The organism is Nocardioides plantarum, assembly GCF_006346395.1.
Taxonomy (GTDB): domain Bacteria; phylum Actinomycetota; class Actinomycetes; order Propionibacteriales; family Nocardioidaceae; genus Nocardioides; species Nocardioides plantarum.
This window is the reverse complement of the sequence record NZ_VDMS01000002.1, coordinates 321040-343032: the sequence shown is the minus strand read 5'-3', so window position 1 is coordinate 343032 and position 21993 is coordinate 321040. Positions and strand designations below refer to the sequence as shown.

Genomic DNA, 21993 nt, shown 5'->3' with positions numbered 1-21993 from the left:
GGGCTGGTGTGACGCGCCATGCCGACGTTCTCGGGGAAGTTTGCCGGGCGGTTGGCCAGCCCACTACGGTGGTCCCTCAGACGTTCGTGGCCCTGGGTCCAACCGGTCCCACACGGACGTCGCGCTGAGTCCCCCGCCGCGTGCGGTGGGGGAGCCGGGGAACCAACTCTTCTGGGGTGAATCCTCTGCGAGGCGCCGCCGTAGCACCATCGCGGTGGCGAGGAGCAGAGGGAGGGCATGTCGTGCCCGAACCCGTCAGCTCACCTGGTAGGCGTACGACAACGCAAAGGACCCACCGCCGCTGTGATCAGCCCTCGGACGCGCCTCGCCTCCGCCGTGACGGGAGTCGCGCTCGTCGCGAGTCTTGGTCTCGTGTCCAGCTCGCCGGCCCAGGCCGAGCCCGATGTCAAGGACGTCAAGACCCGCGTGGACCGGCTCTACCGCGAGGCCGAGCAGGCTTCCGAGCGCTACAACGCGGTCAAGATCCAGCTCGACGACCTCAAGGCCGACCTCGGCTCGGTCAAGGCCGACGAGAAGCGGGCCGAGACGTCGCTCGACGCGATGCGGCGCGAGGCCCGGCGCTCGGTGCTGCGCCAGTCCGGCGGCGGCGACCTCGGTCTGGTGAGCCAGGTGGCCACCGCCGGTGACGTGGACGGCTTCCTGTCCGACGTCTCGACGCTGTCGACCTACCGCCAGCTCCAGCAGAGCCTGTTCGACGACTACGCCACCGGGCTCCAGGCGCTCTCGCTGCGCCGCGACGCCACCGAGGACCGGATCGCCCAGGTCGCCAAGCTCGAGAAGAAGCTGGCCACCGAGAAGTCCACGGTCGACGACAAGCTCGGCGACGCCAAGGAGCTCCTCGGTGAGCTCCAGGCCGACGAGCGCGCGGCCCTCCAGGCCGCCGAGGCCCGCGAGACCCGGACCCCGCAGCCGCCCGCCGGCACGCAGGACCGCCCCGACACCACCTCGCGCGACACCACCACGCGGACCCCCCCGGACGTCCCGGTCTCGGGTCGCGCCTCCGCCGCGGTCCAGTACGCCCTCGCGCAGGTCGGCGACGCCTACGTCCACGGTGCCGCCGGCCCCGACGCCTTCGACTGCTCGGGGCTCACGATGATGGCCTGGGCCCAGGCCGGCGTGTCGCTCCCGCACTCCTCGAGCGCCCAGTCCGGCACCGGCACCCCCGTCGCCGCCTCCGACCTGCAGCCCGGCGACCTGGTCTTCTACTACAGCCCGATCAGCCACGTCGGCATCTTCATCGGCAACGGCCAGATCGTCGACGCGGCCAACCCCGGCACCGGCGTCCGCATCGCCAGCGTCTTCTCGATGCCGTTCTCCGGCGCCGTCCGGCCCGGCTGACCGGCACCCAGCTGAGCGACGTCCAGCACCCGAGGACCGGCCGACCACGATGGTGGGTGGCCGGTCCTCTGCTGTTGGTGGCCCTGGTCGCCGCGCTCCTCGTCTGGAGGCTGGCGGTCCCCGACGACCAGGACGAGCCGTACGTCGTCCCGCAGCCGAGCGCGAGGCCCGCGGCGATCGATCCCGCGGGTGCGGCGCGGGCCCTGCAACGCCTGGCCACGGCCCTCGGGGCACGGGACCGTGCGGCGGCCACCGCGCTGGCCGCAGCCGACGACACCGCGACCGTCGACCGGCTCGGCGACCTGGCCGACGTGGCCGCGCAGGCCCGGCTGAGCGACGTCGCGCTGCGCTACATCGACGCTGACGGCGGCCCCGCCGCCGACGGCACGTGGGCGGCCGCCGTCGACGTCACCTGGGCCTACGCCGGCTTCGATCCCGAGCCCAGCTCGACCGAGGTGTCGTTCCGGTTCCGGTCGACCGCCGACGGCGTCGTGGTGGCCGGCGTGGGCGGCGGCGACCTGCGCACGCCGGTCTGGATGAGCGGGCCGATGCAGGTCAGCCGGACCGCCGACCTGCTGGTCGTCGCGGCGGACGGCGTCGACCTGGCGACCTACGTCCGCCGGGCCCGGGCGGCCGTCCCGACGGTGTCCAGCGTGGTCCGCACGTGGCGACCGCGTCTGGTCCTCGAGGTGCCGGCCGACGTGGGCGCCCTCGAGGCGGCCCTGGGGGCCGAGGACGGCTACTACGCCCAGATCGCGGCGGTGACGGGGTCCGGCGGCACGATCGAGGAGGGTGCGCCGAGCCACGTGTTCGTCAACCCCGACGTGTTCGACGAGCTGGGGAAGGACGGCCAGGACGTCGTCCTGGCCCACGAGGCGACGCATGTCGCCACGGACGCCCCGCTCAGCAAGGCGCCGACCTGGCTGACCGAGGGGTTCGCCGACTACGTCGCCCTGCGCCGTACGACGCTCCCGCTGACCACGACGGCGGGCCAGGTCGCCCGGCAGGTGCGCGACGACGGCCTGCCGACCGAGCTCCCGACCTCGGCCGAGTTCGACACCGGGGGACCCCACCTGGGCGCGGTCTACGAGGCGTCCTGGCTGGCGTGCGTCGCGCTCGCCGGGCGGCGCGGGCCCGAGGCCCTGCTGAGGCTCTACGAGTCCGTGAGCGACGGGAAGCCGTTCGCGGCCGAGCTGCGTCGTGACTTGGACTGGTCCGAGGCCGACCTGCTCCGCGGGTGGCGTGAGCGGCTGAGGACACTGCCCGGCGCGGCTCCCCAGGGCTGACCCCCGATCGAGTGGTCGGCGTCAGCCGTCGGTGAGGGCGTCGAGGATGTCGCCGCCGAACGCGACCGCGACCAGGACGACGACCGCAGCGATACCGGTCACGAGCAGGCCGTAGTCGACGGCGGAGACACCGCGCTCGTGCCGCACGGCCAGGCGGGCCTGCAGCAGGATGCGTGCGTAGGCGAGCACGGTGGTCTCCTAGGGGTGCGTGGCTCCGGGGCTGCCGGCGGCCACGGGGGTGTGGTGCGAGGTGCCGTGCGAGTGCGGGGCACGACGTCCCCGAGCGCATCCTCGCGGCTGCGCTGCGGGCTGCCATCAGCAGAACGCGTCGACGTCCCTAGTCCTTTGTGACTAGCGGGGCCGGGGCATCACACGGGCCCCGTCGGGCCCACGCAGGGTCACCGCTCGGTGGGCTGGATGCTCGACAGCAGGCCGATGCGCATGGCGGTCACCAGGGCCTGGGCCCGGTTGGCCGCGCCGAGCTTCTGGTAGATGCGGGCGATGTGGGACTTGGCGGTCGACTCGCTGAGGAAGAGCCGCTCGCCGATCGCGCTGGCGCCGAGCCCGTCGGCGAGGAGCAGGAGCACGTCGTGCTCGCGCTCGGTCAGGTTGGTCGACTCGCCCGACGCCCGGCGCATCATCGCGCCCACGAGGCCGGCGCAGACGAACGCACGGGGGGAGACGAAGGCGTGCCGGGCGGCCTTGACGACCTCGGCGGACGGCGCGTCCTTGCCGACGAACCCGGAGGCGCCGGCCTGCATGGCCGCGAAGATCTGGTCGTCGCCCGAGTGCATCGTGAGGACGATCAGGCCCGTCTCGTTGCTCGACTTGCGGATGGTCCGCACGATGTCGAGCCCGGTGCCGTCCTGCAGCTGCAGGTCGGCGATCACGACGTCGGGGGAGAGCGCCTCGTACTGCGCCACGGCCTCGGTGACCGAGCCGGCCGAGCCCACGACGTCCATGTCGTCCTCGAGGTCGATGACCGCGCCCAGGCCGCTGCGGATGAGGTCGTGGTCGTCGACGAGGAGCAGACGGATGGGGTGGTCACTCATGAGACGACTCTTTCAGGCGGGGCCGGCCGGTGGGCCGGGCGGTCGAACGGTGGCGGGTGCGGGTCACCGGGGCATCACGCGAGCCTGACCGTGACCCGGAGCCCGCCCTCGGGGCGGTCGATGATCGCGAGGTCGGCACGCGCGAGCCGCGCGCGCTCGCGCATGATCTTCAACCCGTGGGAGTCGCTGCGCGGAGGCTGCAGGCCCCGGCCGTCGTCGGTGATCGTGATCAGGGCCGAGGGAGCGTGCACCTGGCAGTGCACCTCGACCTTGGTGCACTCGGCGTGCTTGATCGCGTTGTTCATCGCCTCCTGGGTGATCCGGAACAGCTCGGCCTCGACCTCGGGCCGCAGCCGGGTGGAGTGCTCGTCGAGGGTCACCTGGATCGGGATCTGGGAGGACTCGCTGAGGTGGCGGGCGACGGCCCCGATCGCGACCCCGAGGGTGTCGGCCTCGCCGATGCTGGTGCGCAGGGTGAGCACCGACTGGCGGACCTCGGCCACGATGTTGCTGATCCGGTCGCGCAGCAGGACGAGCATCCCGGCCTGCGCCTCGTCGGCCGGCCGGGCGGCGAGGGCGTCGACCAGGTAGCCGAGGGACGCGATGTCCTGGGCCACGCCGTCGTGCATCTCCCGGGCCAGGCGCTTGCGCTCGTCGGCCGAGGCGGAGTCGCGGAAGTCGGCGAAGAGCAGCGCGGTGTCGAGCTGGACCGACTTGGCCTCGAGGAGTCGAGGAAGCCCGAGGATGGTGCGCTCGACCTCGGCGACGTCGAGGCCGGCCGAGGGCGAGAGCCGTCCGGCGACCACCACGGAGGAGCCGAGCGGGAACGCGAAGACGTGCTCGTCGACGATGGGCGCCGACCGGGCCCACGACTCGAGCGCCAGTTGCTCGGCCCGGCCGCGGGTGCCCCGGTCGTCGACGCCGCCGTGGGAGACCAGCGGGACGAGGACCTCCCCGCGCGGCACGTAGATCGCGAGCTCGGTCGTGGGCAGCCGGTCCCCGACCTCGCTGGCCATGGCGCCGGCCAGCGAGGCCACGTCGAGACCGGAGCTGAGGTCGGAGGACAGGTCGACCAGCTGCCGCAGGAGCCGCTGGGCGTCGAGGTAGGGGGCCAGCTCGTCGGTCTGCGACTGGAAGCTGGCGTGCAGGAAGGTGCCGATCATGCCCAGGCCCAAGGCCCCCACGCTCCACGTGAAGAGGGCGAAGCTCTCGTCGGCCGAGAGGTCCTCTCCCAGGACCAGGACGAGACCGACCGCGGTGGCCAGCTCGGCTCCCAGCGCCAGCAGGGCGCCGAGGGCGCCGCGGACGACGGCAGCGACGAACGGCGGCACGGCGAGCGCCAGCAGGACGGCCTCGGTCGACCCGATGGCGGCACCGCACGCCACCCCGGTCAGCACCGCCTCGGCGGTCAGCGCCGCGACGGTGTGGGTCGGCAGCCGCTCGAGGAGGCTGGCGACGACCCAGATGGCGGAGAGCCCGACCAGGGCGACGACCGCCGCGCGGTCGTGCTCGTAGAGGACCGGAGCGCCGATGGCGAGCAGGGCGAACAGCCGGGCGCCGACGGTGATCCGCAGGGCGCGTCGTTCGGTCATCGGGGACGGTCCCGACCGGTCCACACAGGCAGAGCCTCTCGCTCGACCGGCGGCGCGATCACACGCCACACGTCTCCGTTGGTCGCAGCCACCCTAGGGGCCGCGACGCTCCTCCGGCCGGGAATCGCGACGATTCGGGCCGGCAGCAGGCCGGCAGCAGGACGGCAGCGGGACGACAGCGGGACGACAGCGGGACGACGTGGAGGCGGCGGCTCAGAGGTAGAGCGCGGCGATCTCGTCCTTGAGCTCGCGCGTCACCACGTTGCGACGCAGCTTGAGGCTGGGCGTCAGCTGCCCGTCCTCCTCGGTCCAGTCGGTCGCGAGCACCCGGAACTTGCGGATCGCCTCGGCCTTGGAGACCGCGGCGTTGGCGTCGTCGACACCACGCTGGATCTCGGCGAGCAGGTCGGGGTCGTCGACGAGGTCCTCGGCGAGCCCGGCTCCCTTGCGTCCGGTCTTGCCGTGGGCCTCGGCCCACAGCGGGAGTGCCTCGGCGTCGAGGGTGACCAGCGCCGCGATGAAGGGCTGACGGTCGCCGACCACCAGGGCCTGGCTGACCAGCGCGTGCGCGCGCAGCCGGTCCTCGAGGACGGCGGGGGCGACGTTCTTGCCGCCGGCGGTCACCAGGATCTCCTTCTTGCGGCCGGTGATGCGCACGAACCCCTCGTCGTCGACCTCGCCCACGTCGCCGGTGTGGAACCACCCGTCGGGCTCGATCGCCTCGGCCGTGGCCACGGCGTCGTTCCAGTAGCCCGTGAAGACCTGGCCACCGCGGAACAGCAGCTCGCCGTCGTCGGCGACCCGCACCGCCGTCCCGGGGATCGGGCGACCCACGCTGCCCACCCGCTGGGCCTCGGGCAGGTTGACCGTCACCGCGGCCGTGGTCTCGGTGAGCCCGTAGCCCTCCAGGACGATCAGGCCGATGCCGCGGTAGAAGTGCCCGAGGCGCTCGCCGAGCGGGGCGCCGCCCGAGACGGCGTAGGTGCACCGGCCCCCGAGGGCCTCGCGCAGCTTGGCGTAGACCAGGCGGTCGAACGCCGCGTGCCGCAGGCGTACGGCGGGCGACGCGCGGCCCTTGGGGCCGTCGAGGCCACGCGACCACGCGATCGCGGTCTCGGTCGCGCGGTCGAAGATCTTGCCGCGGCCGTCGGCGGTGGCGCGCTGGGAGGCGGTGTTGAACACCTTCTCGAAGACCCGCGGGACGGCCAGCACGAACGTGGGCTGGAACTCCTGCAGGGACGTCACGAGGTTGCGGATGTCGCTGCTGTGGCCCAGTCGCACCCGCGACCGGATCGCCCCGATCTGGATGATCCGCGCGAAGACGTGGGCGAGGGGGAGGAACAGCAGCGTCGAGGGTTGGGCGCCGTCGTCGCCGGGCGTGAAGAGCGCGTCGAGCTCGTGGACGGCAACGCCGATCTCGGTGAGGAAGTTGCCGTGGGTGAGCATGCAGCCCTTGGGGCGTCCGGTCGTGCCGGACGTGTAGATCAGCGTCGCCAGGCTCTCGGGCGTCGCGGCCTCCCGGCGTACGTCGAGGTCGGCGTCGGCGACGTCGGCACCGAGGCGGGTCAGCACGTCGATCGCGCCGTCGCCAGGACCCGCGTCGGGGCCGGCGTCAGGACCGGCGTCGATCGCCCACACGTGACGCAGCGCGTCGAGCCCCGAGCGCACCGAGGCGATCCGCGTCAGGTGGTCGGGCCCCTCGGCGAGGACCGCGACCGCCCCCGAGTCGCGCAGGATCCACTCGACCTGCTCGACCGAGGACGTCTCGTAGATCGGCACGGTGACGGCCCCGGCGAACCAGATCGCGTAGTCGAGCAGCGTCCACTCCCAGCGGGTGGCGCAGATCAGGGCGACCCGGTCGCCGGGTCCGACGCCCGCGGCGAGGAGGCCCTTGGCGGCGGCACGGACCTCGGCCAGGAACCGCGCCGCGGTCACGTCCTGCCAGGCGGTGTCGTCGGTGCCGTCGGTGCTGCCATCGCCCGGGACGCGGGTACGGCGGGCCAGCACGACCGCCTCGGGAGCCTCGGCGGCGTTGCGCACGACGTCGTCGGTGAGGTTGCCGGTGGTGGGTCGGTCGACCGTCAGGGGTGTCGAGTACTCACGCACGTCGCCGATTGTGCACCGTGCCGACCACCGACCGGCGCGCCGGTCGTCGTGGGCGACGCATCCGGTAGCCTCCGACAAGCCCCAGATCCTGCGGCCACCCGCGACGAGAGAGGTCACCCCAGTGCCGGAGCAGACCACCTCGTCGATCGTGGTCGACGCCCCGCCCTCGGCGGTGATGGACGTGATCGCCGACTTCCCCGCCTACCCCACGTGGGCCAAGGGCGTGAAGGTCGCCGACGTGCGCTCGTCGTTCGCCGGTGAGCAGTCCGACCGCGCGCGCGAGGTGTTCTTCACCCTCGACGTGGCGCCGGTCAAGGACGAGTACACCCTCGCCTACGTGTGGGACGGCGACCGCCAGGTCACCTGGACCCTCGTCGAGGGCAAGATGCTCAAGGCGCTCGACGGGGCCTACGTGCTCGACGACCTCGGTGGCGGTCGCACCGAGGTGACCTACCGGCTGGCCCTCGACGTGTCGATCCCGATGATCGGGATGATCAAGCGCAAGGGCGAGAAGATCCTCATCGACACCGCGTTGAAGGGCCTCAAGCAGCGCGTCGAGTCGCTGGGCTGACGCCCGGCTGTCCCAGGTCCAGACGTGCGTATCGTCCTGTTCACCGGCAAGGGTGGCGTCGGCAAGTCCACTGTCGCCGCCGGCACCGCCGCGCTCGCCGCGGCCGCGGGCCGGCGCACCCTGGTGCTGTCGACCGACGCCGCGCACTCGCTGGGCGACGCGTTCGGCGCCGTCGTCGGCCCGGAGCCGACCGAGGTGGCCGACGGGCTGTTCGTGCAGCAGGTCGACGCCCAGCTGCGCTTCGAGCAGTCGTGGGCCGAGGTGCAGGGCTACCTCCTCTCGGTGCTCGACGGCGCCGGGGTCGACCCCGTCGCGGCCGAGGAGCTCACTGTCATCCCCGGTGCCGAGGAGGTCCTCGCGCTCCTGGAGCTGCGGCTGCACGCCCTGCGCGGCGAGTGGGACGTCATCGTCGTCGACTGCGCGCCGACCGCCGAGACCCTGCGCCTGCTCGCGCTGCCCGAGGCCCTCGGCTGGTACATGCAGCGCGTCTTCCCGACCCAGCAGCGCGTGATGAGGGCGCTGCGCCCGGTGCTGTCGCGCGCAGCCGGGGTGCCGATGCCCGGAGGCACCGTGTTCGAAGCCCTCGAGCGCCTGCACGGCGAGCTCGGCGAGGTCCACGCCCTGCTGTCGGGTCCCTCGGCGAGCGTGCGCATCGTGATGACCCCCGAGCAGGTCGTGCTCGCCGAGGCCCGGCGCAGCCACACCAGCCTGTCGCTCTTCGGCTACCGCGTCGACGGCGTCGTCGCCAACCGGATCTTCCCCGCCGACGGGGCCGACGACTGGCGCGCGCGCTGGGTGCTGGCCCAGGACGCCGTGCTCGCCGAGGTCGAGGAGTCCTTCGCCGGGCTGCCGATCTGGCGCTCCGAGTACCGCGCCGTCGAGCCGGTGGGGGTCGCGGCGCTCGCCGAGCTCGCCGCCGACCTCTACGCCGGCACCGACCCGCTCGCCGCGCCCACCGGCGCCGGCCCGTTCCGGGTCTCCCGCACGCCGGGCGAGGGAGCCGTGCTCCACCTGGCGCTGCCCGGCGTACGCCGCGCCGACATCGGGCTGGCCCGTCACCACGACGAGCTGGTCGTCACCGTCGGCTCCTACCGCCGCCTGCTCACCCTGCCCGCGGGCCTGACCCGCCTCGAGGTCGCTGGAGCCCGCGTCGAGGACGGCGAGCTGCGGGTGCGGTTCCGCGAGACCGCGACCGTCGGACAGGAGCGGTGACGTGACCGACCCCCACGAGCCCGATCCTCACGAGGCCGAGTCCCACGAGCCCGACCCCGACCGACCCGAGGTCGGCAGCGTCGGCGAGGAGGCGGCCAAGCTGCTGGGGGCACTGTCCGGCTGGGCCACCGACGCCGGCGACACCGGCAACGCCGGCGAGCCCGGCGCCGGCCTCGGTGCGACCCTCGGCGCGGCCCTGGGCGGGCTGGGCGGCCTGGCCGCCGAGCGGCTCAGCGAGGTCAACGACCACCTCGCCACCGGGGCGGCCGAGTGCACCTACTGCCCCGTCTGCCGCACGGTCCACGCCATCCGCGGGACCAGCCCCGAGGTCAAGGCGCACCTCGCCGGCGCCGCCTCGTCCTTCTTCCAGGCCGTAGCCGCGGCCCTGGCGACCCAGCCCCCACCGGGCACGCGCGGACCGGGCGACAGCACCGGTCTCGAGCGGATCGACCTCGACGGAGACGACGATGAGTGACAGAGGTTCTGTCGGCGGTGCCGACCTGCGTGGCCTGACGTGCGGCATCGACGTCGGCGGCACCAAGATCGCAGGGGCGGTGGTCGACGTCGAGGGCACCGTGGTCGCCGAGCACCGGGTGGTCTCGCCCGCGGCCGACGCCGACGCCGTGGAGGACGCCATCGCCCGGCTCGTGCTCGAGCTGGCCGCCCGGCACGAGCTGACGGCGGTCGGCATCGGGGCCGCCGGCTACGTCGACGCCGGTCGGGCCGTGGTCATGTTCGCCCCCAACATCGCCTGGCGCGACGAGGACCTCCGCCACGAGATCCAGGCCCGCGTGCAGCTCCCGGTCGTCGTGGAGAACGACGCCAACGCCGCGGCGTGGGGCGAGTTCGCCTTCGGGGCGGCCGCCGACGTCGACGACATGCTCATGGTCACCGTCGGCACCGGCGTGGGTGGCGGCATCGTCCACAACGGCTCGCTGTTCCGCGGCGGCTTCGGCGCGGCCGCCGAGATCGGCCACCTGCGGGTCGTGCCGGGCGGGCGGCAGTGCGGGTGCGGCAACCTCGGGTGCCTCGAGCAGTACGCCAGTGGCTCGGCGCTGGTCAAGGAGACCCGCGCCCAGGCCCTGACCCCCGAGGCCGCGGCGCTGCTCGAGCGGGCCGGCGGGGACCCGGCGGCGATCGACGGCCCGATGATCACGGCCGCCGCCGCCGACGGCGACCCGTTCGCGATGGCCCAGGTCGCCGAGCTGGCGCGCTGGCTCGGCGAGGCCATCGCATCCCTGGCCGCGGTCCTCGACCCCGGGTCGGTCGTGATCGGCGGCGGGGTCAGCGAGGCCGGCGACCTGCTCCTCGACCCGGTGCGCGAGGCCTTCCTCGGACAGCTGACCGGCCGCGGCCACCGGCCCGTGCCCGACATCCGCACCGCCTCGCTCGGCAACCGCGCCGGCGTCATCGGTGCCGCCGACCTCGCGCGTCACTGAGCCCGGTCGGTTCCTGACATGGTGCTCTACGTCGGGGTCGACGTCGGCGGGACCAAGGTCCTGGCCGGCGAGGTCACCCGCGCCGGCACCGTGCTGCGCACCGCCCGTCGTACGACGCCCGGGCGCCGGGTCAGCGTCGAGTCGGTCGAGGACGCGCTCACTGCTGCGGTGCTCGACGTCGCCGGCGGGCGCCGCATCGCCGGCGTCGGCCTGGCCGCCGCCGGGTTCGTCGACGCCACCGGTGAGCGGGTCATGTTCGCGCCCCACCTGCCCTGGGTCGGCGACCCGGTCCGCGACCGGCTGAGCCGTCGCTGGGGCGCCCCCGTGGCGCTCGACAACGACGCCAACTGCGCCGCGGTCGCGGAGTCGGCGTACGGCGCTGCGAGGGGCGCTTCCTCGGCCCTGGTCATCACCCTCGGCACCGGCATCGGCGGGGCCTACCTGCTCGGCGGCGAGGTGGTGCGCGGGGCGCAGGGCATGGCGGGGGAGTTCGGCCACATGCGGCTGGTCCCCGACGGTCGGGCCTGCGAGTGCGGGATGACCGGCTGCTGGGAGCAGTACTGCTCCGGCAACGCACTGGTGCGCCTGGCCCGCGCGCGGGTGCTGGTCGAGCCCACGGTGCTGGCCGAGATGTGCGACGGCCGCCCCGACCGGCTCACCGGCCCGATGGTGACCGCCGCCGCCGAGTCCGGTGACCTGGTCGCGCGACAGTCCTTCGCGGCCGTCGGCACCTGGCTCGGCATCGGCCTCGGGGCGCTGACCTCGGCGCTCGACCCCGAGCTCGTGGTGGTCGGCGGCGGCGTCTCCGCGGCCGGCGAGCGCCTGCTCGACCCGGCCCGCACCGCCCTGGAGCGCACCGTGGTGGGCTCGGCCCACCGCACCCCGCCGCGGGTGGTGGCGGCCCGGCTGGGGCCCGAGGCCGGCATCGTCGGCGCCGCGCTGCTCGCGCGCGCGGCCCGCTGGTCGGGATCGGCGCGCGCGGCCATGACCGGGCGCTCCGTCGTACCCGCCCGGGCGGTCGCCGCCGAGCGCGGCGACTACCGGGCCGGCGTCAGAGGACCGCGCCGTCGTCGTCCGGGTCGCGGGGCTCGCGGGTCATTTTGACCACGAGGTAGACGAACCCGCCCACGAACGCCCCGACCAGCGCGTAGGCCAGCAGCTCGGGCACGTCGATGCGCAGGAGCAGGCAGGCCAGCAGGACCACCGGCGACCCGAGCACGCCGGCCCAGGCGGCCTGGCGGTCGAGCGTCGTGCTGGGCAGCGGGGGCGGGGGAGGAGGGACGAACCGGTCGGTGTCCCAGTCGGTGTCGGGCTCGTCCCAGGTGCGGTCGTCCTCGACCTGCGGGTCCACGACGAACTCGGACGAGTCGGTTTCGGGCAGGGCCGCGGCCGGCTCATCGATCTCGGGCCGGTCGCCGTAGTTGTCGACGATCGCCCGCCAGGCGTCGTCGTCCTCCTTGGCCACCTCGCCAGGCTAGTTCACGGCCCGTGGGCCGCGCTCGCGCGGGCCACGGGAGGCCGGGAGATCGAGGAGGGCTCGGCGCAGGCCAGCGCGCAGCGGTGGCCTGCGCGACCCGTCTCGAGATTCAGCGGGTCACACGCGCGACGAAGTCGGCCGTCTGCTCGAAGATCGTGGGCGCGTCGTGGTCGAGCGTGGCGACGTGGAAGCTCTCGTGGAGGGCGACCCGGGTGACGTCGTCCGAGGAGATCCCGCCGAGCAGGATCGGCATCGTGGTGTCGTCGACGACGTGGTCCTCGCTGGAGCGGAAGTAGAGCACCGGGGAGGTCACCCGGGGCAGGTCGGCGATCAGCGTGGGCCAGGCCTGCATGAAGGAGTGGATGGCCTTCAGCGGGGTCCGGGCGTAGCCGCCCTCCTCGACGCCGGGCTTCTTGATGTCGTCGGTGATGCCGGGGAAGGACCCCACCAGGTGCTTGAGCACCGGCAGCAGCTTGACGTCGAGACGCTTGGTGGCCAGCGCGGGGTTGACCAGCACCAGCCCGGCGACGCGGTCGGGGTGGTCCTCGGCCAGCTTGAGTGCCAGGGAGCCGCCCATCGAGAGCCCGCCGACCACGACGGCGTCGTGGTCGAGGCAGAGCTGGTCGAAGGCCCGTGCGACCTCGCCGTACCAGTCCTCGAAGCGGCGGGTGTTGAGGTCCTGCCAGGTGGTGCCGTGGCCGGGCAGGCGGGGTACGGCGACGCCGTAGCCGCGCGCGCCGAGCGCCTCGCCCCACGGGCGGATCGAGACGGGGGAGCCGGTGAAGCCGTGGCTGAGCAGCACCCCGATGCGGCGCCCGCCCGTGAGCTCGGGCCGCGCCGCGACGTACAGGGGGTCGTGGGAGTGCTGGGTCGCCATGGTGCCGATCATGGCGTACGGCGGTCGGGCAGGATGGACGCGTGGCCGAGATGGACGTCGAGCAGCTGCTGACCGCCTCCGACGATCCCGTCCTCCGGCACTTCCTCGACCACCGCCGCGTGCGCCGCGCCTGGACCCGGGGCCGCGCGGTCGTGGTGGAGCAGACGGGTCGCGGTGACGGGGCGCCGGTGGTGGTCGGCCTGGGCCCGCGCGACGACCTGTCCCCGCTCCTCGGGGTGGTGGGCGCGGCGGCGGCGCGGCCCGGACGGGTGATCGTGGACGCGTCGGTCGCCGACGACGTACCCGCGCGGTGGCCGCTGGAGGACCCCCGGGCCTGGCTCTGGATGACGACGACCGCCCTGACGGACCCCGTGCCGACCGGCCGGGTGCGCGAGCTGTCCGACCTCTCCGAGGTCGACGCCCTCCTCGACGACGCGGCCCCCCACTCGCTCACCCGGCCGGCCACCGCCGGGGCGGAGTGCTGGCTCGGGACCCACGACGGGCACCGGCTCGTCTCGGCCGGTGCCCTCACCCGTCGCTCCAGCGGCGCCGGCCACCTCGGCGGCATCGTGACCGCCGGCTCGCACGCCCGCCGCGGACTCGGCACGGCGGTCACCGCTGCCCTCACGGCCCGGGCGCTGGCCCGCGGCCCCGGGCTCGCCACGCTCGGGGTCTACACCGACAACGCCACCGCGATCGGGGTCTACCGCCGGCTGGGCTACCGCGAGGAGCGCACGTTCGTGTCCGGCGCGGTGGCACCGGCGCCCTGAGGTACTACGCTGCGGATGTTCTGTCGGGCGAAGGGGTTGCGTTGTTCTACTGGTTCCTCAAGCTGATCGCGCTCGGTCCGGTGCTCAAGCTCGTCTTCCGCCCCCAGACCGACGGCGTCGACCACGTCCCCGAGGAGGGTCCGGCGATCCTCGCCTGCAACCACCTCTCCTACGCCGACTGGCTGTTCATGCCGTTGACCCTGCCGCGGCGGGTCACCTTCGTGGCCAAGGCCGAGTACTTCACGACCCCGGGCCTCAAGGGCTGGCTGCAGAAGCAGTTCTTCTCCGGCGCCGGCCAGGTGCCCATCGACCGCTCGGGCGCCGACGCGGCCTCCGGCGCGCTGCTGTCGGCCAAGAAGGTCCTCGGCGAGGGCCACCTGTTCGGCATCTACCCCGAGGGCACCCGCTCCCACGACGGCCGTCTCTACCGCGGCAAGACCGGGGTGGCCCGCCTGGCCCTCGAGACCGGCGTACCGGTGGTGCCGTGCGCGGTCATCGGCACCGACGTCGTGGCCCCGCCCGGCAAGACGTTCGGCTCCTTCACCCGTCCGATCGTCCGCTTCGGCAAGCCGCTCGACTTCTCGCGCTACGAGGGGATGGAGAACGACCGCTACATCCTGCGCTCGATCACCGACGAGATCATGTACGAGATCATGCGGCTCTCGGGCCAGGAGTACGTCGACAAGTACGCCTCCCAGGCCAAGAAGGACGACTCCAAGAAGGCCGAGGCTGAGGCCAAGGCGAAGGCCGAGACGGCGAGCGAGCAGAAGAAGGCGTCCTGAGCCGCGACGGTGTGCGCGGGGTCCGCACCGCCGTGGGGATCCGGGCGGCGGTCGCCGTCGAGGACCGGCTGTTCCGGGCCGTCGCGGTGCTGCGGGTCGTCGTGCTGGTCAACGCCGTCGGGCTCGCCCTCTATCGGGGCGTCGACAACTACGACCACCCCACCGCGGGCTACGTGCTGCTCGCGGTCATGGTGGCCTGGACCGCCTTCGCCACCTGGGCCTATGCCGACGCCGCTCGCCGCGGGGTGGCCCTCCTCGGTGCCGACCTCGCCCTGACGCTGACGCTGCTGGCGCTCACGCCCCTGGTCAAGGGACCCTGGTTCAACGCCACCGTCCCCGGGTTCTGGGTGATGGCGGCGCTGTTCGCGTGGGCGATCCGCTTCCGCACCCCGGGCGGGCTCGTGGCCGGGGTGCTCATCGGCGGCGCCGACCTGTTCCTGCGCGACGAGCTGACCCAGACCAACTACAGCAACTTCTTCCTGCTCATGATCGGCGGTCCGATCGTCGGCTTCGCGTGCGGCTCGCTGCAGCAGATGGCCGCCGAGCGCGACGAGGCCCAGCGGGCTGCGTCGACCGCCGCCGAGCGCGTCCGGCTCGCGCGCGTCGTCCACGACGGGGTGCTCCAGGTGCTGGCGCTGGTGCAGCGCCGCGGTGCCGAGCTCGGTGGTGACGGAGCAGAGCTCGGCCGTCTCGCCGGCGAGCAGGAGAAGCGGCTGCGCACCCTCATCCGCACCCAGGACGCCCTGCGCGACGAGGTCGACACCGGCCTGGTCGACCTCGCCGACGCCCTCACCCGGCTGCGCGACCGCCCCGGCGTCGACGTCGCCGTCCCCGGTGGCGTGGTCGACCTCCCGGCCGCCACCGCGCACGAGGTGGTCGCCGTCGTCCGGGCCTGCCTCGACAACGTCGAGCGCCACGTCGGCGAGGGTGCACCGGCGTGGGTGCTGCTCGAGTCGTTCGCCGACCACGTCGAGGTGTCCGTGCGCGACGACGGCCCCGGCATCCCCGAGGGCCGCCTCGCCGAGGCCGCCGCCCAGGGCCGGCTGGGCGTGGCCGAGTCCATCCAGGGCCGCGTCCGCGACCTCGGCGGCACCGCCGTGCTGACCACCGGGTCGTTCGGCACCGAGTGGGAGCTCTCGGTGCCCCGCCGATGACGTGCCGATGATGTGCCGATGACCATCCACTCCGGGCACCCCTTCGCCACCGACGACGACCCCGTACGCCGCCTGCGCGCGCGCCTCGGCGGTGCCGTCACGCTCTGGACCGCGGGGGAGGGCGACAACCCCCAGGACTGGGCGGGTCTCACGGTGTCGTCGGTGCTGCTCGCCCACGGCGAGACGCCTCGGCTCCTGGCCCTGGTCGACCCCGACTCCGACCTCGCCGACGTCGTCGAGCGCACCGGACGCGCGGTCGTCCACCTGCTGTCGTGGCCCCACCGCGACCTGGCCGACGCGTTCGCGGGTGTCGCACCCGCACCGGGAGGACCGTTCCGCCTCGGCGCCTTCGCCGCCACGTCCCACGGTCCGCTGCTCGCCGGCGCGGCGTCGTACGGCCCGGTGGAGGTGGAGTCGACGGTCGAGGTGGGGTGGTCGCTGCTGCTCACCTGCCCGCTCGTCGTCCCGGGGCTCGTGGTGGGTGACGACCACGACGCGCTGCTGCACCGGCGGGGCCGCTACCGGCGGGAGTCGGGTGGGGAGTGAGGACCGCTCGGCGGGACCGTCGGGCCGCCCGCACCCGTCCGGAGCCTCGGTTAGGGTCGGCGCGTGACTGACGAGGCGAGCGACCAGCCGATCCGCGTGATGGTGGTCGACGACCACCCGATGTGGCGCGACGCCGTCGAGCGCGACCTGCAGGCGGCCGGGTTCGACGTGGTGGCGGTGGCCGCCGACGGCCACCAGGCCCTGGCCCGCTTCCCGGCGGCTCGACCCCAGGTCGTCGTGCTCGACCTGCAGATCCCCGGCCCCAACGGCGTCGAGGTCACCGCGTCGGTGCTGCAGACCGACCCCGGCGCGCGGGTGCTGATCCTGTCGGCCTCGGGCGAGCAGGACGACGTCCTCCAGGCGGTCAAGGCCGGCGCGACGGGCTACCTGGTCAAGTCGGCCTCGCAGGCCGAGCTCATCGAGGCCGTACGCCGCGTGGCCCGCGGTGACTCGGTCTTCACCCCTGGCCTGGCGGGGCTGGTGCTCGGCGAGTTCCGGCGCCTCTCGCAGCCGGCCGGTGACCCCTCGATCACCGGCAACCCCGAGCTCACCGACCGCGAGACCGAGATCCTCAAGATGGTCGCCAAGGGGATGTCCTACAAGCAGATCGCCGAGCGCCTGGTGCTCTCACACCGCACCGTGCAGAACCACGTGCAGAACACCCTGCGCAAGCTGCAGATGCACAACCGCGTCGAGCTGACCCGCTACGCCATCGAGCGCGGCCTCGACGAGCCCGACGAGGTCTGAGGTCGCGGCTCCGAGCCCGATCCGCTCAGCCCGACCCGCTCAGCCCGGCCCGCTCCCGACCTGACCGTCGACGTCACCGCGCGCCGGGTGCGGCCGGCCGCCACCGGGGGAGGCGTCGACCAGGTCGTGCTGGACGCCCCAGTCGCGGCGCAGTCGGGCGTCCTGCTGCTCCTGGTAGCGCCGCCCCCGCCGGGCGCGCCAGGGCAGGGTGAAGACAGCCCGGTCGAGCAGGGCGTTGCCGAGACCGAGCGCCGGGCCCAGCCGACGTACGACGGCCACCAGGCGGGTGCGCGGGATGGCCAGCTCGTCGGCGATCTCGTCGCCGAGGAACAGCCGCTCCATCGCCTGCACGACGGTCGGTGCCCACCGGTGCAGGGGCGAGGGGACCAGCTGCTCGATCTCGGGGACGAGGAAGTCGGTGTTGATGCTGGCGACCAGGGCCCGGCAGTAGTCGTCGACGGGCGGGCGCGTGAGCAGGTAGATCGACTCGAGTCGTTCCTGCTCGGCCGCTCCGCGCGGCAGCAGGGCCTCGTCGATGCCGAGGAGATGGCCCAGGTAGCGCCAGCGGGCGTAGGACGCGGCCTCCTCGTGGGGCAGGTACGGCGCGCCGACCTGACGCATCGACCGCACCGGGATCAGCGCGAACTCGACCAGCGTGTAGGCCAGGTAGGCCTGGCAGATCGGCACCCCCCACGCGCTCTCGTCCCAGTCAGGCCGGCGACGCAGGTCGGCGCGCACGAGCGCGTGGATGACGCGGACCCGGACGGTCAGCTCGAAGCCCGGGGAGAAGCGGTCGAGACCGTCGGGCTCGTTGACGGCCTGCAGCCAGGAGGCGACCTCGACGGTGCGGGCGCCGGCGTTCTCGACGTAGCGCCCGGTCATCTCCAGTGGTCGCGAGGCCGCGGAGTTGGCGTAGCCGCTGACCAACGACGCGGCGCCGAGCACGATGCCGGCCTGGCGCGTGTAGCGCGCGACGTAGCGGCTGTCGTGGGTGATCGTCGTCCGGTCGAGCCACGGCGGGTCGGCGTCGAGCTGCGCGAAGAGGGCGCGCAGCGAGTCCGGTGCGTCGGGCACGGCCTCGATCCCCGACTGACAGGCCCGGCGCAGCATCCGCATCCCCCGGCCGTGGCCCAGCGCGGCGAGGTCGGCCACGAACGCGTCGGCGAGGGGGTCGCCCACCCACATCGCGTCGACGTACGACGTCGCGAACCCGCCGAACCGGGCGAGCGCCTCGTCGTGGCGGCGGAGCGTGGTCGGGACCCTGGCGCTGCTCATGCAGCGACCCTAAAGTGAGAAGTCCTCACCTTCTATTCACTTCTGGAGCACGATGGCGCAGCGCGCACGACCCCAGCAGCAGCGCGCCGCGCAGACGAGGCGTGCCCTGCTCGACGCCACCGTCGACCTCCTGGCCCTCCACGGGGTCGAACGGCTGACCACGACCGCGATCGTGCGGCGCGCTCACGTCAGCCCCGGCACGTTCTACCGCTACTTCGTCGACCGGGCCGCGATCCTCGCCGTGCTGCGCGACGAGGCGGTGCGGGCCATCGAGGACGACCTGATGGTCAGCGTCGTCGCCGCGCTCGACATCGACGTCGACGCCGCCATGCGCTCGATCGTCGTCACCCTGGTCGACGCCTTCGAGCGGCACCGCGCGGTGATCCTGGCGATGGTCAGCCAGCTGCCCGCGGGCCACCACGCCAACGTGCTGCCCGAGATCGAGGCCGACCTGCACCAGCTGGCGTCGTTGCTGCCGCGCCGGCACCGGCCCGACCTGCTCCCCGAGCGACTCGAGGCCGTCGTCTTCCTGACCATGGGGGTGCTGGTCTCGACCTGCCTGCGGATCGCCCTGCAGCGCCCGCCCGAGGTCGACCGCGACGAGTTGGTGGACCTCGCGACCGCGATGCTCGTCGCCGGCCTGGGGCCGGGGCGCTAGGGCGTGTCTCTCAATCCTGGGCGGCGCCACACGCCGCCCAGGCCGCACGCTGACGGCACCGCAGCTGCTCGAAATACGACGAGTATGCCGACGCACCTGCGGACACCGTCATCGCACGACCTGGACGACGCTGGCATCCACCCCTGATCGAGAGACACGCCCTAGTGGTGCGGGTCCGACGTTCTTGATGGCTTGGCGTGCTCAGGGTGCGTGCCTTCGCGGTGGCGGCGGTCCGACGGCATACCCGGTTGTCTCCCGAGGATCGCCGCTGCCGCGAGGCGCGTGCCCTCAGTGCGCGAAGCGTCCAAGAACTTCGGCCCCGTTCCACTAGGTTCGGGCGGGTGAGCACGGCGGCCTACCTCGAGCGGCTCGGCCTCGACGCCGCGCCGCCGCCGAGCCTCGCGACGCTGGTCGCGATCCACCGGGCCCACGTGCAGCAGGTGCCCTACACCAACGTCGACATCATGCTCGGCCGCCCGCCCTCGGTCGTGCCGAGGGACTCGCTCGAGCGGGTCGTCGCGCACGGTCGGGCCGGCTACTGCTTCCACCAGAACGGTGCTCTCGAGACCGTCCTCGACGATCTCGGGTTCGCCGTCGAACGCCGCCACGGCCACGTCTGGACCCGTCCGGAGGATCGCGACTCCACCGACCTGACCCACCTCGTGCTGGTGGTCGGCGGACTGCCCACCGACGCCAACCCCGGTGGCCGCTGGTGGGTCGACGCCGGTCTCGGCGAGGGACCGGTCGACCCCGTGCCGCTGGTCGAGGGGGTGGTCGTCGACGGGCCGTTCCGGTTTGCGGTGAGCGACCTCAGCGGTGACGAGGGCGAAGGGGGTGACGGGGTCGACGGCTGGTCGTTCGCCAACGACCCGACGGGAACCTTCACCGGTCTCGAGGTACGCCGGTTGCCGGCGGGTGCGCGCGAGGTCGCGGTCGCCCACGCCGCGCTCTCGACCCCACCCGCAGGCGCCTTCACCCGCGTCCTGGTCGTGCAGCGCCGCGACCCGCTCGGCTCCGACACCGTGCGCGGCTGTGTCGCCACCCGCATCGACGCCGCCGGTGTCCACCGCGACGACCTCACGTCGTACGACGCGTGGCGCGACGCCCTCGACGCGATCGGCCTGGGTCTCGACGACGTCCGCGGCGACGACCTGCGCCACCTCTTCGCGCGCACGCGGGAGTCGCACCGGGCGTGGGACGCGGCGGGCCGGCCGTGAGCGAGGTGCTCGAGATCGCCGACGAGCTCTACGCGCTGCCGCTCGGCGAGTTCACGGCGGCCCGCGACGCGCGGGCCAAGCAGCTCAAGGGGACCGACCTCGCGGCTGCGGTCAAGGCGCTGAGGAAGCCGTCGCTCGCGGCGTGGGTGGTCAACGTGCTCGTGCGCCGCGACCCCGACCAGGTCGAGCAGGTGCTCGCGATGGGGGCCGCGCTCCGCGAGGCCCAAGCCGGGATGTCGGGCGCCGAGCTGCGCGAGCTCACCAAGCAGCGGCGCCAGCTCACCGCCGCCATCACCACGCAGGCCCGCTCGTGGGCGCGCGAGGAGGGGGTCAAGGTCACCGAGGCGGTCGCCGACCAGGTCGAGGCGACGCTCACGGCGGCGATGGTCTCGCCGCGCTGCGGCGAGGCGGTGCGCAGCGGGCTGCTCGTCGCGGCGCTGGCGACGACCGGCCTCGACGACGGCGACGTCGAGGCGGCGGTCGCCGCACCGCAGGCGCTCGGGTTCGCGGCCACCCGGCGCGAGGCCGAGGCCGAGGCGCCGGCCCCGCCCCAGCTGAGCCTGGTGCCCGACCCCGACGCCGACGAGAGGGCTCGCGAGGAGGCGCGCGCCGAGGCGCAGGACCGGCTCGACGACGCCGAGGCCGAGGTCGGCGAAGCCCGTACCGCCCACGACGAGGCCGTCGCCGACGTCGAGGAGCTGCGCGCCCGACAGCTGCAGATCGAGGCCGAGATCGACGAGCTCAAGCGCCGGATCGCCGCGCTCGAGGACACCTACGACGAGGTCGACGACGAGCTCGGTGACGCCGAGGCCGTCCGCGACGAGGCCAAGGGCACCCTCGACGAGCTGACCGCCGAGCGCGACGACGCCGCGAGGGCCCTGGCCGCGCTCGGCTGACCGGCCAGCCCGTCAGCCGGTCAGCCCGTCAGTCGGTCCGGGTGCCGCGCACGATGTCGAGGACCCGCTGGTCGATCCAGGTGAGCGCGTCGTCGACGCGCATCTCGTAGTTCTCGGTGCCGACCCAGGTCGCGAAGTCGGGCTGCCCCTGGGTGCGCGCGAAGTCCTCGAGCTCGGTGCGCAGCGCCTCGTCGACCGCGACCTTCTCGTCGTCGGTCGAGGCGACCAGGTAGAGGTGGTTGAGCTCCAGGAGCCGGGCCAGCTCGCCGACCGGGGCCGGGTGGTCGTCGACGCGCAGGTCGACCTCGACGTCGTCGCCGGCGTCGTACCCCGCCTCGTCACGGACGACGAGGATCGCCGCCGACTGCCGTCCGCGCTTGTCGCCCCCGGCGTCGTCACCGGCGGCCAGCGCGTCGAGCAGCCGCTCTGCGAAGGGCAGGTCGGTGCCGGACGCCCACGCCAGCCGCATGGCCTCGACGACCTCCGGGCCGGCGAGGCAGTTGCCCTGGATCGCGAACCCGTCGCCGGTGACGCCACCCGCCCAGTCGATGCACGCAGCGCCGGTGTGCGAGGCCGCGCCGCCGTCGACGTCGACGAGGCCGACCTGGCGGTGGTCGCGCCCGTCGTCCTCCTCGAGCAGGCGCTGCAGCGCGACCGAGGCGGTGGCGCCCTCGTCGAGGTGCGAGAGCGCGATGCCCTTGTAGGCCACGTTGGCGTGGGCCTGCGTCGCGATCGCGCCGACCTGGGCGACGGCCGCCGGCACCACCGAGCCGACCGCGAGGAACTTCGAGGCCACCGCCACCCCCCACGACTCGCCGTCGTCGGACCGGGCCACGATGGAGAACGTCATGGCGTCGAGGCTATCGGCCGCGCGGTCAGGCTGAGTGCGCCGGCTGCGGTGGCCTCGACGCGCGGTCGCGACCTCGTTCCTCGGTCGCGCGCTTGCTCGACCTGCGCAGGCCCACGGTGCTCGCTCG

At 73.9% G+C, this 21993-nt stretch carries 23 protein-coding genes and 1 riboswitch; of the genes, 15 read left to right on the top strand and 8 right to left on the bottom strand.

Annotated features, from left to right (window positions below):
- Window positions 1-124 precede the first annotated feature (124 nt).
- A riboswitch (cyclic di-AMP (ydaO/yuaA leader) is annotated at window positions 125-289 on the top strand.
- A gap of 83 nt (window positions 290-372) precedes the next feature.
- Together FJQ56_RS13630 and FJQ56_RS13625 are read left to right on the top strand one after the other, a co-directional pair.
- The gene (locus FJQ56_RS13630; protein ID WP_246084153.1) at window positions 373-1359 is read left to right on the top strand and encodes a C40 family peptidase; all 987 of its coding nucleotides are present in this window, start codon (window positions 373-375) and stop codon (window positions 1357-1359) included.
- Window positions 1360-1415: 56 nt separating this feature from the next.
- The gene (locus FJQ56_RS13625) at window positions 1416-2645 is read left to right on the top strand and encodes a hypothetical protein (RefSeq protein ID WP_140010107.1); all 1230 of its coding nucleotides are present in this window, start codon (window positions 1416-1418) and stop codon (window positions 2643-2645) included.
- A gap of 21 nt (window positions 2646-2666) precedes the next feature.
- On the opposite strand, the gene FJQ56_RS13620 is transcribed toward FJQ56_RS13625, so the two are convergent.
- The 4 genes from FJQ56_RS13620 to FJQ56_RS13605 all read right to left on the bottom strand — a co-directional run bounded on the left by FJQ56_RS13620 (window position 2667) and on the right by FJQ56_RS13605 (window position 7395).
- Window positions 2667-2834, bottom strand: a complete 168-nt coding sequence (locus tag FJQ56_RS13620; RefSeq protein WP_140010106.1) for a Flp family type IVb pilin — start codon at window positions 2832-2834, stop codon at window positions 2667-2669.
- Between the two features lie 209 nt (window positions 2835-3043).
- Window positions 3044-3697 (bottom strand): response regulator transcription factor, encoded by a 654-nt coding sequence (locus FJQ56_RS13615; protein ID WP_140010105.1) that lies wholly within the window; start codon window positions 3695-3697, stop codon window positions 3044-3046.
- A 74-nt stretch (window positions 3698-3771) separates the two neighbouring features.
- Entirely contained in the window at window positions 3772-5289 is a 1518-nt protein-coding gene (locus FJQ56_RS13610) for a sensor histidine kinase (protein ID WP_140010104.1), read from the bottom strand.
- A 213-nt stretch (window positions 5290-5502) separates the two neighbouring features.
- On the bottom strand, window positions 5503-7395 hold the full coding sequence (locus FJQ56_RS13605; RefSeq protein WP_140010103.1) for an AMP-dependent synthetase/ligase: 1893 nt from the start codon (window positions 7393-7395) through the stop codon (window positions 5503-5505).
- 121 nt (window positions 7396-7516) lie between these two features.
- Between FJQ56_RS13605 and FJQ56_RS13600 the strand changes: the two genes are divergently transcribed.
- The 5 genes from FJQ56_RS13600 to FJQ56_RS13580 are packed head-to-tail and all read left to right on the top strand — an operon-like array spanning window position 7517 to window position 11721.
- Window positions 7517-7966, top strand: a complete 450-nt coding sequence (locus FJQ56_RS13600) for an SRPBCC family protein (protein WP_140010102.1) — start codon at window positions 7517-7519, stop codon at window positions 7964-7966.
- Between the two features lie 24 nt (window positions 7967-7990).
- Entirely contained in the window at window positions 7991-9178 is a 1188-nt protein-coding gene (locus tag FJQ56_RS13595) for an ArsA family ATPase (protein WP_140010101.1), read from the top strand.
- Window position 9179: 1 nt separating this feature from the next.
- Window positions 9180-9653: a hypothetical protein gene (locus tag FJQ56_RS13590; RefSeq protein WP_140010100.1), complete on the top strand. Its 474-nt coding sequence runs from the start codon at window positions 9180-9182 to the stop codon at window positions 9651-9653.
- A complete protein-coding gene (locus tag FJQ56_RS13585; RefSeq protein WP_140010099.1) occupies window positions 9646-10617 on the top strand; it encodes an ROK family glucokinase in 972 nt (323 codons plus the stop codon). Before FJQ56_RS13590 ends, FJQ56_RS13585 begins: the two co-directional genes overlap by 8 nt.
- Window positions 10618-10635: 18 nt before the next feature.
- Complete coding sequence (locus FJQ56_RS13580) at window positions 10636-11721, top strand: ROK family protein (RefSeq protein ID WP_140010098.1); 1086 nt, start codon at window positions 10636-10638, stop codon at window positions 11719-11721.
- Here the strand turns inward: FJQ56_RS13580 and FJQ56_RS13575 are convergent.
- A complete protein-coding gene (locus tag FJQ56_RS13575) occupies window positions 11669-12082 on the bottom strand; it encodes a hypothetical protein (RefSeq protein WP_140010097.1) in 414 nt (137 codons plus the stop codon). The two genes, FJQ56_RS13580 and FJQ56_RS13575, sit on opposite strands and share 53 nt — an antisense overlap.
- 121 nt (window positions 12083-12203) lie before the next feature.
- The gene (locus tag FJQ56_RS13570; protein WP_140010096.1) at window positions 12204-12971 is read right to left on the bottom strand and encodes an alpha/beta hydrolase; all 768 of its coding nucleotides are present in this window, start codon (window positions 12969-12971) and stop codon (window positions 12204-12206) included.
- Between the two features lie 50 nt (window positions 12972-13021).
- Between FJQ56_RS13570 and FJQ56_RS13565 the strand changes: the two genes are divergently transcribed.
- The 5 genes from FJQ56_RS13565 to FJQ56_RS13545 all read left to right on the top strand — a co-directional run bounded on the left by FJQ56_RS13565 (window position 13022) and on the right by FJQ56_RS13545 (window position 16970).
- The gene (locus FJQ56_RS13565) at window positions 13022-13741 is read left to right on the top strand and encodes a GNAT family N-acetyltransferase (RefSeq protein WP_246084184.1); all 720 of its coding nucleotides are present in this window, start codon (window positions 13022-13024) and stop codon (window positions 13739-13741) included.
- Between the two features lie 41 nt (window positions 13742-13782).
- Window positions 13783-14523 (top strand): lysophospholipid acyltransferase family protein, encoded by a 741-nt coding sequence (locus FJQ56_RS13560; protein ID WP_140010094.1) that lies wholly within the window; start codon window positions 13783-13785, stop codon window positions 14521-14523.
- 11 nt (window positions 14524-14534) lie between these two features.
- A complete protein-coding gene (gene macS, locus FJQ56_RS13555; RefSeq protein WP_246084152.1) occupies window positions 14535-15677 on the top strand; it encodes a MacS family sensor histidine kinase in 1143 nt (380 codons plus the stop codon).
- A gap of 18 nt (window positions 15678-15695) precedes the next feature.
- A complete protein-coding gene (locus tag FJQ56_RS13550; RefSeq protein ID WP_140010093.1) occupies window positions 15696-16223 on the top strand; it encodes a flavin reductase family protein in 528 nt (175 codons plus the stop codon).
- A 99-nt stretch (window positions 16224-16322) separates the two neighbouring features.
- A complete protein-coding gene (locus tag FJQ56_RS13545) occupies window positions 16323-16970 on the top strand; it encodes a response regulator (RefSeq protein WP_140010445.1) in 648 nt (215 codons plus the stop codon).
- 39 nt (window positions 16971-17009) lie between these two features.
- Here FJQ56_RS13545 and FJQ56_RS13540 read toward each other — a convergent pair whose 3' ends face one another.
- On the bottom strand, window positions 17010-18245 hold the full coding sequence (locus FJQ56_RS13540; protein ID WP_140010092.1) for an oxygenase MpaB family protein: 1236 nt from the start codon (window positions 18243-18245) through the stop codon (window positions 17010-17012).
- 52 nt (window positions 18246-18297) lie between these two features.
- Between FJQ56_RS13540 and FJQ56_RS13535 the strand changes: the two genes are divergently transcribed.
- The 3 genes from FJQ56_RS13535 (at window position 18298) to FJQ56_RS13525 (ending at window position 21016) form a co-directional block, all read left to right on the top strand.
- On the top strand, window positions 18298-18903 hold the full coding sequence (locus FJQ56_RS13535; RefSeq protein ID WP_140010091.1) for a TetR/AcrR family transcriptional regulator: 606 nt from the start codon (window positions 18298-18300) through the stop codon (window positions 18901-18903).
- Window positions 18904-19244: 341 nt separating this feature from the next.
- Window positions 19245-20120, top strand: a complete 876-nt coding sequence (locus FJQ56_RS13530; protein ID WP_170215406.1) for an arylamine N-acetyltransferase family protein — start codon at window positions 19245-19247, stop codon at window positions 20118-20120.
- Window positions 20117-21016: a hypothetical protein gene (locus tag FJQ56_RS13525; protein WP_140010089.1), complete on the top strand. Its 900-nt coding sequence runs from the start codon at window positions 20117-20119 to the stop codon at window positions 21014-21016. The genes FJQ56_RS13530 and FJQ56_RS13525 overlap by 4 nt, the downstream gene beginning before the upstream one ends.
- A 28-nt stretch (window positions 21017-21044) precedes the next feature.
- Here FJQ56_RS13525 and FJQ56_RS13520 read toward each other — a convergent pair whose 3' ends face one another.
- Complete coding sequence (locus FJQ56_RS13520; protein WP_140010088.1) at window positions 21045-21866, bottom strand: DUF1028 domain-containing protein; 822 nt, start codon at window positions 21864-21866, stop codon at window positions 21045-21047.
- Window positions 21867-21993: the final 127 nt, after the last annotated feature.